Raw genomic sequence first — 14,593 nt, 5'->3', positions numbered from 1 at the left:
TGCCCTTCTCGCCGCCAATTACTGCCGCCAGATTTATGCGGATTTACTCCGCCGGCAACACCTGCAACTGTCCGGCCTGGACGGCGCCCACTGGGTCGCTGCCGCGCCGCTGCCGTTCGATGTCGGCGCGGTGGGCATGTTGCTGCTCAAGGAAGTGGGCGGAGCTTTGGTGTTGGCATTGGCGGCCGGAATCGTGACCTACCAGATGCTCAAGCGCGTCGACAACTACCAGGTCGAAGTCCTGCTCACGCTCGCCCTGGCCATGGGGGTCTACGCGCTGGCCGACGCCCTGCATCTGTCCGCGCCGATCGCCGTCGTGGTCGCCGGTCTGTTCGTCGGCAATCGGGGCCGTGCATTCGCCATGTCGGAGAAGACCCGCGAACACGTCGACACCTTCTGGGAACTGGTCGATGAGATTCTCAACGTCGTGCTCTTTCTCCTGATCGGACTGGAACTCCTCGTGTTGCCACTCAAACGCGAATGGCTGATGGCCGGCGCCCTCGCCATACCGATCGTCCTGTCGGCGCGCTGGCTGAGCGTCGCCGCAATCGTTGGTCCGCTCGGTCGCGTGACGACGCAGGCGAAAGGTGCGATTGCGGTCCTCACCTGGGGCGGTTTGCGCGGAGGCATATCCGTGGCCATGGCGCTGTCGCTGCCGGCCAACGACTCGCGCAGCCTGATACTGACGCTCACTTACTTCGTGGTTGTGTTCTCGATCCTTGTCCAGGGCATGACGGTGGGCCGGGTCATTCGGATGACCAGCGGCCCGACGGCTACCGTTAAGTCATCTCATGGAAGCTAACACCGCCCAATCCAGGGTGCCAGTAGCGAAACCTGGGCCGAAGCCCGATGCGCAGGATGATCTGAAATCCCTACCTCTGACGGAGGTGGAGAAGAAATTGGCATCGTCGCCGGACGGTCTCAGCCAGGCCGAGGCGGAGAAACGTCTGGCCCAATACGGGCCGAACGAGATCGAAGAAAAGGAAACCAACGCCTTCCTGAAATTTCTCTCGTATTTCTGGGGTCCGATCCCGTGGATGATCGAAGTGGCGGTGATCCTTTCTGCGGTCGCCCAACATTGGCCGGATTTCGGCATCATCCTCGTGCTGCTCGTGGCCAACGCCGTGGTCGGCTTCTGGGAGGAGCACCAGGCGGGTAACGCCATCGCCGCGCTGAAGGCCAAGCTGGCAAGCAAGGCCCAGGTCAAGCGCGATGGCCAGTGGGCCAGCCGGGAGGCGCGTGAGCTGGTGCCGGGCGACACCATCCATCTGCGCCTGGGCAACATCGTGCCGGCCGATGCACGCCTGCTGGACGGCGACCCGGTAGAAGTGGACCAGTCAGCGCTGACCGGCGAGTCCTTGCCCGTTACGCACCAATCCGGCGACGCGCTGTTCTCCGGTTCGATCATTCGCACCGGCGAAATCGACGCGCTGGTGTACGCCACGGGCGACAACACCTACTTCGGCAAGACGGCGAAACTGGTGCAGGGCGCGCAGACGGCCAGCCATTTCCAGCGCGCGGTGCTGAAGATCGGCAACTACCTGATCATCCTTGCGGTGGCGCTGGTGGCAGTGATCATCACCGTCGCGGTGTTCCGTGGCGACCCGATCCTCACCACGCTGCAGTTCGCCCTGGTCTTGACGGTGGCCGCGATTCCAGTGGCGATGCCGACAGTACTGTCGGTCACCATGGCGGTCGGGGCGCGCCTGCTGGCCAGGAAAGAGGCGATCGTGACCCGGCTGGCAGCCATCGAGGAATTGGCGGGTGTGGACGTACTGTGCTCGGACAAGACCGGTACCCTGACCCAGAATAAACTGACCCTGGGCGATCCTTTTGCGGTCAACAAGGTGCCCGCCGGGCAGGTCATCCTCAACGCTGCGCTCGCCTCTCGTGCCGACAACCAGGACACCATCGACCTCGCTGTCCTCGGCGGCCTGAAAGACGATCAGGCATTGAAGGGCTATCAGGTACTTCATTTCCAGCCATTCGACCCGGTCCATAAACGCACCGAGGCCACCGTCAAAGGCGTCGACGGAAAAGAGTTCAAGGTCACCAAGGGCGCACCACAGGTGATTCTGGAACTGTCGGCCAATGCCGCGGAGGTGAAGCCTGCCGTCGAAACGGCGGTCAACGAATTTGCCGCGCGGGGCTTCCGTTCATTGGGCGTGGCACGGGCCGATCAGGATGGCGGGTGGCAGTTTGTCGGCGTCCTGCCGCTGTTCGATCCGCGACGCGAGCAGGCCAGGGCGACCATCGCGACTGCACGCGCGATGGGCGTCAGCGTCAAGATGGTGACCGGCGATGCCTTGGCCATTGCCCAGGAAACCGCCAAGAAACTAGGGCTGGGCACGAATATCCTCGATGCCAGCGGCTTCGGCGACACCAGGCATCACGAGACCGCGCAGTTGGCGGAGTCCATCGAGCAGGCGGATGGTTTCGCCCAGGTATTCCCCGAACACAAGTACCACATCATCGATGTCCTGCAGCAGCGCGGCCATATCGTCGGCATGACGGGCGACGGGGTCAACGATGCACCCGCGCTGAAGAAGGCCGACTGCGGCATCGCCGTTTCCGGCGCGACAGACGCGGCGCGCGCGGCGGCGGACATCGTGCTGATGACGCCTGGCCTGTCGGTGATCATCGACGCGATCAAGGAGAGCCGGAACATCTTCCAGCGAATGAACAGTTACGCGATCTACCGCATCACCGAGACGTTGCGCGTGCTGTTGTTCATGACATTATCAATTCTGGTGTTCAATTTCTACCCGATGACCGCAGTGATGATCGTCATGCTGGCCTTGCTCAACGATGGCGCAATTCTGTCCATTGCTTACGATAACGTGCGCTACAAGGATCAGCCTGAGGCTTGGAACATGCACATGGTCCTGGGTGTTTCTTCGGTGCTGGGTATCGTCGGACCTCTGGCAGCATTTGGTCTGTTCTACCTGGCTGATCGAGTTTATAACCTCGATCACCCTCATCTCCAGACCCTGATGTATCTGATGCTCTCCGTGGCTGGTCATCTGACGATCTTCCTGACGCGAACGCGCGGCCCGTTCTGGTCCATCCGCCCGGCACGAATCTTGTGGATGGCGGTGCTCGGCACGCAAATCGTGGCCACCCTGATCGCGGTTTACGGTGTGTTCATGACGCCGCTGGGCTGGGGCTGGGCGCTGTTCGTCTGGGGCTACGCCTTCGCTTGGTTCCTGGTCAGCGACCGCATGAAACTGCTTGCGTATCGAGTGTTCGATCCAGACGCTGCGCCGCTGTTGGACAAGAAGTCTGTGGTTCAAGCAACGTCGATTTCAATTCAAAAAGGATGCCAATGAAATTTCATCTCAAGGACTTTCGGGTGCCGGAAGGAAAAGCGGTCGACCTGAAAAAGTGGCCAACGCTGATCAAGCCTTTCTACAAGTCGAAATCGAAATATCGGAAACTTCTCCGGAAACATGTCGATGAGTTGAGTGCTCTGCAAAAACTGCACTACGCATCCAACCGACATGCGGTACTGCTGATCTTTCAGGCGATGGATGCGGCGGGCAAGGATGGCGCCATCCGGCACGTCATGTCTGGCGTCAATCCGCAGGGCTGCCAGGTATTCAGCTTCAAACATCCGAGCGCTACGGAACTGGACCATGACTTTCTCTGGCGCACCACGCAATCGCTGCCGGAACGCGGCCGCATTGGCATCTTCAATCGCTCCTACTACGAGGAGGTACTGATCGTTCGCGTGCATCCGGAGATATTGCTCAGCCAACGGCTGCCGGACGGCGTGCTTGACGAAAAAACGATCTGGCAGGAACGATATCGGTCGATTGTGGACCTGGAGAATCACCTCTATCGAAACGGTACGCGGACCATCAAGTTCTTCCTGCACTTGTCGAAGGAGGAACAGTGCAAGCGCTTCCTAAAACGCATCGATGACCCCAACAAGAACTGGAAATTCAGTGTCGCAGACATCGAGGAAAGAAAATACTGGGATCAATATACGCTCGCCTACGAGGACTGTCTGAGCGCAACCAGCAGCGAGGTCGCCCCTTGGTACATCGTCCCCGCTGACGATAAGAAAAATGCTCGGCTAATCGTCTCTCAAGTCGTCCTGGAGGCATTCAAGGGGCTCAAGATGAACTACCCGGAAACCGATGCAACGCGCCGCAACGAATTGTTGGCGATCCGCCAGCAACTTTTGAAGGAATCCTAACGAATCAATGCGCACGACCCCGCGATGTAGCGGCCACCGGTGTTCTCTGCGCCAAGCCCGTTCAGGTGAGTCGCTTGGGGGATGCGGCGTGGCACGACGCGACCGCAATGCGCCAGATCGCCACGCTCACGCGTAGGCGCTCCTGCCGATCTGGTCAAGCAGGTGTGCGACATGGAGGTCAGGCCACCCCTTTTGTTCTTACCGATCCGTACGACTCAGAAGCCCTCAATCCACATTACGAAACAAACGTTCCCACGAAATCATGGCCTCCACGCTTGCCAGTTGCAGCGTTTGGCCGGGGGCAAAATCGTGCAATACCCACAGACCGTCTGAACCTTTGCGAAAAAGCTCAAGCTGTTGCTGGTCGGGGTCGATCAGCAGGTATTCCTTCAGGGGCGGCAGGCGACGGTAGGCGATGAACTTGTCGCCGCGATCGTAGGCGGCGGTCGATGGGGAAAGGACTTCGGCGACCAGCACCGGATGGTGCATGGCCAGTTCAGCGCGATGGTCATCCGGATGGCAGGTCACGAAGACATCCGGGTAGAAGAAACTGCTCTTTGCGGCGATCTCGACTTTCATGTCAGCCATGTAGACGCGGCACGGCGTGCCCAACAGGGTTTCGTCGAGCGCTGCGAACAGGTTGCCAGCAATCGTCACATGCCGTCTTGAAGCACCGCCCATGGCGAACACTTCTCCGCCGACATATTCGTGCTTTTCCGGCTGAGTGGTTTCCCAGCGCAGGTACTCCTCGGGGCTGAGGATGGGAACTCCGACAGGTAGCGCCATGGCCTTTCTCCGCTTTGTGCACTCGGGCTGACTGCGAACCGCATCTGCCATCAGGGGCAGACTTGCCTGCTCTTTAGCACAACAACCCATTCGACACAATGAAAGCAATGATCTCGTTCAGCCCCTGTCCGGTCTTCATGTTGCTGAAAACAAACGGCCGCTCGCCACGCATCCGCCTGCTATCGCGCTCCATCACTGCCAGCGAAGCGCCGACCAGCGGTGCCAGATCGGTCTTGTTGATCACCAGCAGGTCGGACTTGGTGATCCCCGGTCCTCCCTTGCGCGGGATCTTGTCGCCAGCGGCAACGTCGATGACGTAGATCGTGAGATCCGAGAGTTCGGGGCTGAAGGTCGCTGCGAGATTGTCGCCGCCGGATTCGACGAGGACGATCTCGATATCCGGGAAGGCGGTGGTCAAGCGGTCGACGGCTTCGAGGTTGATCGAGGCATCCTCGCGGATCGCGGTGTGCGGGCAACCGCCGGTCTCTACGCCGAGAATCCGCTCCTGCGGCAACGCAGCATTGTGGACCAGGAACTTCGCGTCCTCGGCGGTGTAGATGTCGTTGGTCACCACGCCGAGGCTGTACCTGTCGCGCAGGGCGAGGCACAGGGCGAGCGTGAGCGCGGTCTTGCCGGAGCCGACGGGGCCTCCGATGCCGATGCGCAGGGCGGGTCGTCGGTTCATTGGTCGGTGGCTTTCTTTCACGAACGGAAGAGTCTCGAATACTGCGTTTCATGGCGACTCGAGGCCAGCGCGAGACCGGGAGCGAAGTTGCTCCAGTCCGCTTCGGGAAGATCGAGCGCCTGCTGCACAAGCGCCGGAATGCGGCCACCGAGCACCAGTAGCGCCCGCTGCCCGGCTGCCTGACCAAGGGGGATGGCTTTCAACGCGGCCATCACCTGGTTCTCGCACCAGGACCACAGATAGGCAATCAGTGAGTCCGCTACCGGAATCTCCCAGACCGCGGCAGCCAGCGCCCACGCGGCCGGAAAGGATACTTCGGGCAGCGCAGCGAAGGCCGGCGGTCGCGGAAAATCGTCGAGATCGTGCAGCAGGCGGCGCAGCGAATAGCCCATCTGCACGGTCTCGGCGCGCAATTCGGATGACTCGCGGCTGGCAAGAAACTCGGCGTTGAGGCGCTCGACTTCGCTCTGGTCGCTAACGGCCCACGCGCGCTGCAGGCAGGCGGTGAGCGGCGCTTCGAAGCGGCCGATGCCTTCTTCGAGGAGGCCGGCGATCCACTGTAGCGCGGTCGCCTGATCGCGCACCACGCCCAATTCCACCGCCCATTCGAGGCCTTGCGAATAAGTGTAGGCGCCGACCGGCAACGCCGGGCTGGCTAACTGCAGCAGGCGAGGCAAGGCGAGACTCATTTGAACTCGTGGATCTTCGCCGGCGAGCGGTGCGGACCATGGCCGGGAGCGTGGCCATCGGTGGACGATCCGCCGCGCGCCGGCCGGTAATCGTGGTTTCGCCCGTGGGCATGTGCGCCGTAGGCCCCCCCTTCGGGATCGAAAGGCGCCTCGACCTCGCTGACCGCGCAACCGAGGCCGACGAGCATCTCGGCGAGGACGTGATCAGGCTGGAAGCGCAGAAAACGCTCGCCGAGCTGCACCGGAACGTGCCGGTTGCCGAGATGGTAGGCGGCGCGGATGAGCTGAAAGGTATCGCCGGCGCGCACTTCGAGCAGCGCTTCGGGAGCGGCAACGACCTCGACGACGCGACCGTCGCCGCTCAGCAGGCGGTCGCCCTGGCGCAGCACGGTGCCGGCCGGAAAAACGTAGCCCATTTCCTCGCCACTGGCGAGAGTCACTCGCTGTCGGCTTTTGCGGCGTGCGTCGTAAGGCAGCACCAGGTACTCAGTGGCTTGTGTCTCGCGATCAGCAAAGGATTCGGCAAAGAACATTTTCAGAAAAGAAAGTAGCGTTGCGCCATCGGCAGGACGCTCGCCGGTTCACAGACGAGCAACTCGCCGTCGGCCCGCACGGCGTAGGTTTCCGGATCAACGTCGATCTTCGGCGTCGCGCCGTTATGGACCATAGCCGACTTGGCCAGCCCCCGCGTGCGGCGAACGGCGACCAGCGGCTTGCTCAACTGCAGCGCGGCGATCTCGGGGTTGTCGAGCGCCGCCTGTGAGACGAAAGTGACCGAGGTCTTGAGCGCGCGCCCGAAGGCGCCGAACATCGGCCGGTAATGGACCGGCTGTGGTGTCGGGATCGAGGCGTTGGCGTCGCCCATCGCCGCAGCGGCAATCATGCCGCCCTTGACGATCAAGGAGGGCTTGACGCCGAAGAAAGCCGGTTTCCACAGCACCAGGTCGGCGAGCTTGCCGACCTCGATCGAGCCGACAAGGTGGCTGATGCCGTGCGTGATGGCCGGGTTGATGGTGTATTTGGCGAGGTAGCGCTTGACGCGGAAGTTGTCGTTCGCGGTCGCGTGCTGCCCCGCCAACTCCGCCAGGTGCCCGCGCTGGACCTTCATCTTGTGCGCCGTCTGCCACGTCCGGATGATGACTTCGCCGACGCGGCCCATGGCCTGCGAATCGGAAGACATCATCGACAGCGCACCGAGGTCGTGCAGGATGTCTTCGGCGGCGATCGTCTCGCGGCGGATGCGGCTTTCGGCGAAAGCGACGTCCTCGGCAATCGCCGGATCGAGGTGATGGCAGACCATCAGCATGTCGAGGTGCTCGTCGACGGTGTTCACCGTGTACGGCCGCGTCGGGTTGGTCGACGAGGGCAGGACGTTGCTCTCGCCGACGGCGCGCAGGATGTCGGGTGCGTGGCCACCGCCGGCGCCTTCGGTGTGGAAGGTATGGATCGTTCGGCCCTTGAAGGCGGCGAGCGTCGTTTCGACAAAGCCCGATTCATTGAGCGTGTCGGTATGGATGGCCACCTGCACGTCCATTTCGTCGGCCACCGTCAGGCAGTTGTCGATCGCTGCCGGAGTCGTCCCCCAGTCTTCGTGCAGCTTCAGGCCAATCGCTCCGGCGCGCACCTGCTCGCGCAAGGGTTCCGGCAGCGAAACGTTGCCCTTGCCGAGGAAGCCGAGGTTCATCGGAAACGCTTCGGCGGCTTCGAGCATGCGGTGAAGGTGCCACGGCCCTGGCGTACAGGTGGTGGCATAGGTACCGGTCGCCGGGCCGGTACCGCCGCCGAGCATGGTCGTGATCCCCGACATCAGCGCTTCGTCGATCTGTTGCGGACAGATGAAATGGATGTGGCTGTCGATGCCGCCGGCGGTGACGATCATTCCTTCGCCGGCGATGATCTCGGTTGCCCCGCCGATGGCAATCGTCACGCCGGGCTGGATGTCGGGGTTGCCGGCCTTGCCGATACCGGCGATGTAGCCGCCCTTGATGGCGATGTCGGCCTTGACGATTCCCCAGTGGTCGACGATCAGCGCGTTGGTGATCACCGTGTCGGCGACTTCGGCAGCGGGTTTCTGGCCCTGCCCCATGCCGTCGCGGATGACTTTGCCGCCGCCGAACTTGACCTCCTCGCCGTAGATCGTGAGATCGTCCTCGACGGCGATCCACAGTTCGGTGTCGGCCAGGCGGACACGGTCGCCGACGGTCGGGCCGAACATCTCGGCGTAGGCTTGCCGCGAGATCCTGACGCTCATTGCAGCGCTCCCATCACCAGGCCATTGAAGCCATAGACCCGGCGTTCGCCGGCCAGCGCCACCAGTTGCACGCTGCGCGTCTGCCCCGGCTCGAAGCGCACCGCCGTTCCCGCCGCGATGTCGAGCCGGAAACCACGCGCCGTAGCCCGGTCGAAAACCAGCGCGGTATTGGTTTCGGCAAAGTGATAGTGCGAACCGACCTGGATCGGCCGGTCGCCGGTGTTGGCAACGGTCAGCCGGATCGTCTGGCGACCGGCGTTGAGCTCGATCTCGCCGGGCTCGATGTGCATCTCTCCGGGAATCATCGCTCGCCTCCTCAGATGATCGGATGATGGACGGTGACCAGCTTGGTTCCGTCGGGGAACGTCGCTTCGACCTGAATGTCGTGAATCATCTCCGGCACGCCTTCCATCACGTCGTCACGGCCGAGCAGCGTCGTGCCATAGCTCATCAGTTCGGCGACCGTACGCCCGTCGCGGGCACCTTCGACGATCGCCGCGCTGATCAGCGCCACCGCTTCCGGGTAGTTGAGCTTCAGGCCACGCGCGCGGCGTCTCTCGGCGAGCAGCGCGGCGGTAAAGATCAGCAGCTTGTCCTTCTCTCTCGGCGTCAGTTCCATGCACATCCCTCAGCGATTCACGTACTCCAGATGCGCGGCGGAACGGCCACCCTGCCGAGCGCCGCCGGGCGCAGCACTTTCCACACTTCGATCAACCACTGGCGCGCGACCTCGACTCCAGGTGCCAGGCAGCGGGCAACCAGCACCTCGGGCAGCGTCGTGACGCCGGTCAACACTCCTTCTGGCGCGACCAGATCACGGCAGGCCGCGAGCCAGTGGCGATCGACCACCCGGCCGGCGAGCAGCAGCGTCGCGCTGACCGGTTGGCCGGCCAGACCGGCTGCGGCAGCCAGCCACGACGAGCCGCCAGTGAGCCGCCCCCGTTCGACCCACAGCGGCCGCCCTGCGCTTTCGATCCGCGTCGCCAGATCGAGCCGGCCGTAGGTAAAGCGCTCGCCGGCAGCGGTTCGCCCCAGGCAGAGGATCTCCCAGCCGCAGAACACACCCCCTGCGGCCAGCTCGACGCGCGTCTGCATGCGGGCTTCCGCTCCGTCGAAGACGATCGTCTCCTGCGGCAACCACTCGACGACGGCGGCCTCGGCAACGCGCACCGTCAACGACTGTTGCGCCAGCCGACCGCCCGAACGATACCACTTGCCGGCGCCGGGCGTCGTCAATTGCGCACGTGCGCCGGCTGCCGCGGCGACGACGATATCGAGACGGTCACCACCGGCAATGCCTCCCGGCGGGTGCAGGACGATCGTCTGGCAGACTTGCGGGCCTTCCGGGTAAAGAGACCTCTGCACGCGCAGCGGCCCGAAATGCTCGCACTGTGCCCGCACAGTCTGTTCGCCCCGGCGCTCGAAGCCGACCGCGAGTCGCGCCTGCCAGCCGGTTGCTGCCTCGACCGCCTGCGCTGCCGTCAAACGGCCAGGGCCGCCAGAACCCCATCCTTTTCCATGTCTTCACCTCGTCCGCGCATGATGATTTCGCCCCGCTCCATGACCAGGTACTGATCAGCCAGCGAACGGGCGAAATCATAATACTGTTCGACGAGCAGAATGGCCATTTCGCCGCTTTGCGCGAGCGCCCGGATGGCGCGCTCGATGTCCTTGATGATCGACGGCTGGATGCCTTCGGTCGGTTCGTCGAGGATCAGCAGCTTCGGCCCCATGGCCAGCGCCCGCCCGATCGCCAGTTGCTGCTGCTGGCCGCCGGAAAGGTCGCCGCCACGCCGGCGCAACATCTGCCGCAACACCGGAAACATCTCGAAAATCCGCTCGGGAACCGGCGTGCTGCCGGGACACGCGGCCAGCCCCATCAACAGGTTTTCCTGCACCGTCAGACGCGGGAAGATTTCGCGCCCCTGCGGAACGTAGCCTATGCCGGCCTTGACGCGCTGGTGCGACGCCGCTCGCGTCAGGTCGCGGCCGGCAAACTGGATCGAGCCGCTCTTCGTCGGCAGCAGCCCCATCAGCGACTTGAGCAGCGTCGATTTGCCGACGCCGTTGCGGCCGAGGATGGCGGTCACCTTGCCTGCCTCGGCGGTAAAGCTCAGGTTGCGCAGGATGTGGCTGCCGCCGTAGTACTGGTTCAGGTTTTCGATGTTCAGCATTGTCGATTTGTGGTCAAAGTCGCGCAGGCGACTCACGATCCTCCCCTCGCCCGCTTGCGGGAGAGGGGCCGGGGGGAGAGGGAAACGGTCATGGCTTTCATCATCGGAGGTGTGTGCAGTAGCCATGACCGTTAGCGCCCCAGATAGACTTCGATCACGCGCGCATCGCCCTGCACTTCCTCGAGCGCTCCCTCGGCCAGCACGCTGCCTTCGTGGAGCACCGTGACGCGGCCGCCGAGCTGCTTGACGAAAGCCATGTCGTGCTCGACGACGACCAGCGAATGCTTGCCGGCCAGTGAAATGAAAAGTTCGCCGGTGCGCTCGGTCTCTTCGTCGGTCATGCCGGCCACCGGCTCGTCGAGCAGCAGCAGCTTGGGCTCCTGCATCAGCAGCATGCCGATCTCCAGCCATTGCTTCTGGCCATGCGAGAGCAGCCCGGCAAGCCGATCAGCCTGCGCGCCGAGACGAATCAGTTGCAGCGTCTCGGCAATCCGGTCGCCGGCTGCCGAATCGAGCATCGCCATCAGGCTGCGCCAGACGCGCTTGTCGGTCTTCATCGCCAGCTCGAGATTCTCGAACACGGTGTGATTTTCGAAGATGGTCGGCTTCTGGAACTTGCGGCCGATGCCGGCGTGCGCGATCTCGGGCTCGGTGAGCCGCGTCAGATCGAGCGTCTGGCCGAAAAAGACGGTCCCTTCGTCGGGCCGCGTCTTGCCGGTAATCACATCCATCATCGTCGTCTTGCCGGCGCCGTTCGGCCCGATGATGCAGCGCAGCTCACCGGCATCGATGGTCAGCGACAGCTTGTTGAGTGCGCGAAAGCCGTCAAAGCTGACCGTAATGTCTTCGAGGTAGAGGATGACCTTGTGCGACAGGTCGAGCTCGCCTGGTTTGAGCATGTGCCCGAGTTCGGCTGTACCGCTGTCCCAGTCGGGGTTTTCGTCGTTCTCCAGCAGCAGGTCCACCGGCTTCATGCGCTCGCTCCTTTGGCCTCGGCAGCCAGATCGTCACCGCCGCGGCGGGCCCGCTGGCGCAACTTGACCCACAGGCCGACGATGCCCTGCGGCAGATACAGCGTGGCGACGATGAACAGCGTACCAAGGAAGAACAGCCAGTATTCGGGAAAGCTCACCGTAAACCAGCTCTTGGCCAGATTGACGACAAAGGCGCCGATGACCGCGCCGATCAGCGTCCCACGCCCACCGACGGCTACCCAGATGGCGATCTCGATCGAGGTGCCGACCGACATCTCGGACGGGTTGATGATTCCCACCTGCGGCACATAGAGCGCGCCGGCGATGGCGCACAGCATGGCCGAAAGCGTCCACACGAAAAGCTTGTACCACAGTGGGTTGTAGCCGATGAACATGACCCGCGACTCGGCGTCGCGAATCGCCGTCAGGATGCGGCCGTATTTCGAGGTCACCAGGAAGCGCGCCAGCAGCAGCGTTCCGATCAACGCCAGCGCCGACAGACCGAAGAGGACGACGCGGGTTTCCGGCGCGGTGATCGAATAGCCGAGAATGCGCTTGAAGTCGGTGAAGCCGTTGTTGCCACCGAAGCCGGTTTCGTTGCGGAAGAAAAGCAGCATCGCGGCGTAGGTCAGCGCCTGCGTGATGATCGAAAAATAGACGCCCTTGATCCGCGAGCGAAAAGCGAAATAGCCGAAGATGAAGGCGATCAGCGCCGGCACGACGAGGACCAGCAGCACGACCCACAGGAAGTTGTCGCTGCCGGCCCAGAACCAGGGCAGTTCCTTCCAGTCGAGGAAGACCATGAAGTCTGGCAGGTCGCTCTGGTAACTGCCGTCACGGCCGATCTGGCGCATCAGGTACATGCCGAAGGTGTAGCCGCCGAGGGCGAAGAACAGCCCGTGACCGAGCGAGAGAATGCCGCCATACCCCCAGATCAGGTCCATTGCCACGGCGACGATCGCGTAGCAGAGGATCTTGCCGGTCAGGGTGATGAAGTAGGTCGACAAGTACAGCGGATGGTCGGGCGGCAGGACGAGGTGCATGACCGGCACAGCGATCAGCGCGAAGGCGGCGAACAAGCCCGCCATCTGCCAACTGCGGGCGTTGAAACTGCGCCCGAGACGGACGATGAACGGGGTGCGTGCGGGCGAAGGACTCATGGTCATTTCTCCACGGGGTCAGGATTCGACGAAGCGGCCCTTGAGGGCAAACAGCCCCTGCGGACGCTTCTGGATGAAAATGATGATGAACACCAGGACGACGATCTTGGCGACCACCGCACCGGTCCAGCCTTCGAGGAATTTGGTGAACACGCCGAGACCCAGTGCCGCCCAGACCGCACCGGCGAGCTGTCCGACACCGCCGAGGACGACGACCATGAAAGAATCGACGATGTAGCCCTGACCCATGGCCGGGCCGACGTTGGCGATCTGCGACAGCGCAACGCCGCCGAGGCCGGCGATTCCGGCGCCGAGGCCAAAGGCCAGGGTGTCGATGCGCCCGGTAGGTACGCCAACGCAGCCGGCCATCGCCCGGTTCTGCGTCACCGCGCGGACGAACATCCCCAGCCGCGAGAGATTCAGGATCGCCCACATGGCGACCAGCACAGCGATCGAGAAGGCGACGATGATGATCCGGTTCCACGGCAGCATCAGGTTGGGCATGACCTCGATGCCACCGGCCATCCACACCGGGTTGGCGACCTCGACGTTCTGGGCGCCGAACAGCGTGCGTGCCGCCTGCATCAGGAACAGCGAAATGCCCCAGGTGGCAAGCAGCGTTTCCAGTGGGCGACCATAGAGATGGCGGATGACGATCCGCTCCATGAGGATGCCGACCAGCGCCGCCGAGAGGAAACCGACCGGAATCGCGGCCAGCAGATACCAGTCGAGCGACCCCGGGAGATAGGCCCGGAAAACGCTCTGCATGGCCCACGCCGAGTAAGCGCCGACCATCAGCAGTTCGCCGTGCGCCATGTTGATGACGCCCATCACGCCGTAGGTAATGGCCAGACCGAGCGCTGCGAGCAGCAGGATCGAACCCAGCGAAAGTCCGGTGAACGCACGCCCGAGATTGTCGGCCCACGCCAGCCTTTGCTCGATCGAACGTATCGACGTCCCGGCCGCGGCGCGCACGCCGCTGTCCGGATCGACCCAGTTGTCGCCTTTCTTCTCGGTCAGCGGAATCAGCAACTGGCGAACGTTGGGGTCGCTGCTCTCGCCGAGCGTACGCACGGCAGCCAGGCGGACTTCTGCGTCAGCCGAACCGAGACTGGCCTGGGCATGCGCCAGTTGCAGTCGCGTCCGGATCTCGGGGTCGGCTTCGGCAGCCAGTGCCTTGTCGAGCAGCGGCAGCATCTTCGCGTCGGCAGAGAGCGTCACTTCCTGTGCGGCCTGCCAGCGCACCGCGCGCTCGTCCGAAAAAAGCCGCAGCGCGGCCAGCGCGGCAGCGAGCTCGCGCCGCACACGGTTGTTGATGCCGATCGCCTCGCGCGCTGCCGGTGCCGGCTTGATTTCCGCATTGGTCGCCGCGTCGAAGACGCGATCGCCATCGACGACGACCAGCCGCTCGCCGGCGACAGCCAGCGAATCGTCGGCAAGCGCCTTGAGCACCGGCAGGGCCTCAGCCGGTGCGGCCTGCGCCAGCGCCGTGATCGCCGCGATCTTGGTATCGGAATCGTCTGACGCCAGCGGCTTAAGCAGCGCCGGGTCGATCGCTGCCTGGGCCAGCGAAGCGCTCAGGAGCCAGCCGCACAGCAGTAGTCCAATGGTACGCATGCTCTCTCCACGATCGGGTAAAGGCGGCGTACCGCCCGTACCCGCATAACAGCCCA

At 63.4% G+C, this 14,593-nt stretch carries 15 protein-coding genes; 3 read left to right on the top strand and 12 right to left on the bottom strand.

Annotation, left to right across the window (positions count from 1 at the left end; all coding sequences use genetic code 11):
- The 3 genes from ACCAA_RS14900 to ACCAA_RS14890 form a co-directional block, all read left to right on the top strand.
- A partial coding sequence (locus tag ACCAA_RS14900; protein WP_186408038.1) for a cation:proton antiporter domain-containing protein occupies positions 1-802 on the top strand: 802 nt, incomplete at its 5' end.
- Positions 792-3,329, top strand: a complete 2,538-nt coding sequence (locus tag ACCAA_RS14895) for a plasma-membrane proton-efflux P-type ATPase (RefSeq protein WP_186408037.1) — start codon at positions 792-794, stop codon at positions 3,327-3,329. The genes ACCAA_RS14900 and ACCAA_RS14895, both read left to right, overlap by 11 nt.
- The gene (locus ACCAA_RS14890) at positions 3,326-4,201 is read left to right on the top strand and encodes an ADP-polyphosphate phosphotransferase (protein ID WP_186408036.1); all 876 of its coding nucleotides are present in this window, start codon (positions 3,326-3,328) and stop codon (positions 4,199-4,201) included. The genes ACCAA_RS14895 and ACCAA_RS14890 overlap by 4 nt, the downstream gene beginning before the upstream one ends.
- Before the next feature lie 225 nt (positions 4,202-4,426).
- On the opposite strand, the gene ACCAA_RS14885 is transcribed toward ACCAA_RS14890, so the two are convergent.
- The 12 genes from ACCAA_RS14885 to urtB all read right to left on the bottom strand — a co-directional run bounded on the left by ACCAA_RS14885 (position 4,427) and on the right by urtB (position 14,537).
- On the bottom strand, positions 4,427-4,987 hold the full coding sequence (locus ACCAA_RS14885) for a Uma2 family endonuclease (protein ID WP_186408035.1): 561 nt from the start codon (positions 4,985-4,987) through the stop codon (positions 4,427-4,429).
- A 73-nt stretch (positions 4,988-5,060) separates the two neighbouring features.
- Entirely contained in the window at positions 5,061-5,672 is a 612-nt protein-coding gene (gene ureG / locus ACCAA_RS14880; RefSeq protein WP_186408034.1) for an urease accessory protein UreG, read from the bottom strand.
- Positions 5,673-5,689: 17 nt separating this feature from the next.
- Complete coding sequence (locus ACCAA_RS14875) at positions 5,690-6,361, bottom strand: urease accessory protein UreF (protein WP_186408033.1); 672 nt, start codon at positions 6,359-6,361, stop codon at positions 5,690-5,692.
- A complete protein-coding gene (gene ureE, locus ACCAA_RS14870; RefSeq protein ID WP_186408032.1) occupies positions 6,358-6,894 on the bottom strand; it encodes an urease accessory protein UreE in 537 nt (178 codons plus the stop codon). The genes ACCAA_RS14875 and ureE overlap by 4 nt, the downstream gene beginning before the upstream one ends.
- A gap of 2 nt (positions 6,895-6,896) precedes the next feature.
- Positions 6,897-8,612 (bottom strand): urease subunit alpha, encoded by a 1,716-nt coding sequence (gene ureC, locus ACCAA_RS14865; protein WP_186408031.1) that lies wholly within the window; start codon positions 8,610-8,612, stop codon positions 6,897-6,899.
- Positions 8,609-8,917, bottom strand: coding sequence for an urease subunit beta (locus ACCAA_RS14860; protein WP_186408030.1), 309 nt, complete (start codon positions 8,915-8,917; stop codon positions 8,609-8,611). The genes ureC and ACCAA_RS14860 overlap by 4 nt, the downstream gene beginning before the upstream one ends.
- Before the next feature lie 11 nt (positions 8,918-8,928).
- Positions 8,929-9,231 (bottom strand): urease subunit gamma, encoded by a 303-nt coding sequence (locus tag ACCAA_RS14855; RefSeq protein ID WP_186408029.1) that lies wholly within the window; start codon positions 9,229-9,231, stop codon positions 8,929-8,931.
- A 17-nt stretch (positions 9,232-9,248) separates the two neighbouring features.
- Positions 9,249-10,097: an urease accessory protein UreD gene (locus tag ACCAA_RS14850; RefSeq protein ID WP_186408028.1), complete on the bottom strand. Its 849-nt coding sequence runs from the start codon at positions 10,095-10,097 to the stop codon at positions 9,249-9,251.
- Positions 10,094-10,786, bottom strand: a complete 693-nt coding sequence (urtE, locus tag ACCAA_RS14845) for an urea ABC transporter ATP-binding subunit UrtE (protein ID WP_186408041.1) — start codon at positions 10,784-10,786, stop codon at positions 10,094-10,096. Before urtE ends, ACCAA_RS14850 begins: the two co-directional genes overlap by 4 nt.
- Before the next feature lie 131 nt (positions 10,787-10,917).
- Complete coding sequence (gene urtD / locus ACCAA_RS14840) at positions 10,918-11,760, bottom strand: urea ABC transporter ATP-binding protein UrtD (protein WP_186408027.1); 843 nt, start codon at positions 11,758-11,760, stop codon at positions 10,918-10,920.
- Positions 11,757-12,920, bottom strand: a complete 1,164-nt coding sequence (gene urtC / locus ACCAA_RS14835; protein ID WP_186408026.1) for an urea ABC transporter permease subunit UrtC — start codon at positions 12,918-12,920, stop codon at positions 11,757-11,759. Before urtC ends, urtD begins: the two co-directional genes overlap by 4 nt.
- Before the next feature lie 18 nt (positions 12,921-12,938).
- Positions 12,939-14,537 (bottom strand): urea ABC transporter permease subunit UrtB, encoded by a 1,599-nt coding sequence (gene urtB, locus ACCAA_RS14830; protein WP_186408025.1) that lies wholly within the window; start codon positions 14,535-14,537, stop codon positions 12,939-12,941.
- Positions 14,538-14,593 lie beyond the last annotated feature (56 nt).

This window comes from Candidatus Accumulibacter aalborgensis (assembly GCF_900089955.1).
Taxonomy (GTDB): Bacteria; Pseudomonadota; Gammaproteobacteria; order Burkholderiales; family Rhodocyclaceae; genus Accumulibacter; species Accumulibacter aalborgensis.
This window is presented reverse-complemented; position numbering and strand designations above follow the sequence as displayed.

Bases quoted from the DNA above. Each gene is read 5' to 3' on its own strand.
- ACCAA_RS14855 (WP_186408029.1), bottom strand. From the start codon at position 9,231: ATGGAACTGACGCCGAGAGAGAAGGACAAGCTGCTGATCTTTACCGCC.
- ACCAA_RS14875 (WP_186408033.1), bottom strand. From the start codon at position 6,361: ATGAGTCTCGCCTTGCCTCGCCTGCTGCAGTTAGCCAGCCCGGCGTTG.
- ureG (WP_186408034.1), bottom strand. From the start codon at position 5,672: ATGAACCGACGACCCGCCCTGCGCATCGGCATCGGAGGCCCCGTCGGC.
- ACCAA_RS14885 (WP_186408035.1), bottom strand. From the start codon at position 4,987: ATGGCGCTACCTGTCGGAGTTCCCATCCTCAGCCCCGAGGAGTACCTG.
- ACCAA_RS14895 (WP_186408037.1), top strand. From the start codon at position 792: ATGGAAGCTAACACCGCCCAATCCAGGGTGCCAGTAGCGAAACCTGGG.
- urtD (WP_186408027.1), bottom strand. From the start codon at position 11,760: ATGAAGCCGGTGGACCTGCTGCTGGAGAACGACGAAAACCCCGACTGG.
- urtB (WP_186408025.1), bottom strand. From the start codon at position 14,537: ATGCGTACCATTGGACTACTGCTGTGCGGCTGGCTCCTGAGCGCTTCG.
- urtC (WP_186408026.1), bottom strand. From the start codon at position 12,920: ATGAGTCCTTCGCCCGCACGCACCCCGTTCATCGTCCGTCTCGGGCGC.
- urtE (WP_186408041.1), bottom strand. From the start codon at position 10,786: ATGCTGAACATCGAAAACCTGAACCAGTACTACGGCGGCAGCCACATC.
- ACCAA_RS14860 (WP_186408030.1), bottom strand. From the start codon at position 8,917: ATGATTCCCGGAGAGATGCACATCGAGCCCGGCGAGATCGAGCTCAAC.
- ACCAA_RS14890 (WP_186408036.1), top strand. From the start codon at position 3,326: ATGAAATTTCATCTCAAGGACTTTCGGGTGCCGGAAGGAAAAGCGGTC.
- ureE (WP_186408032.1), bottom strand. From the start codon at position 6,894: ATGTTCTTTGCCGAATCCTTTGCTGATCGCGAGACACAAGCCACTGAG.
- ureC (WP_186408031.1), bottom strand. From the start codon at position 8,612: ATGAGCGTCAGGATCTCGCGGCAAGCCTACGCCGAGATGTTCGGCCCG.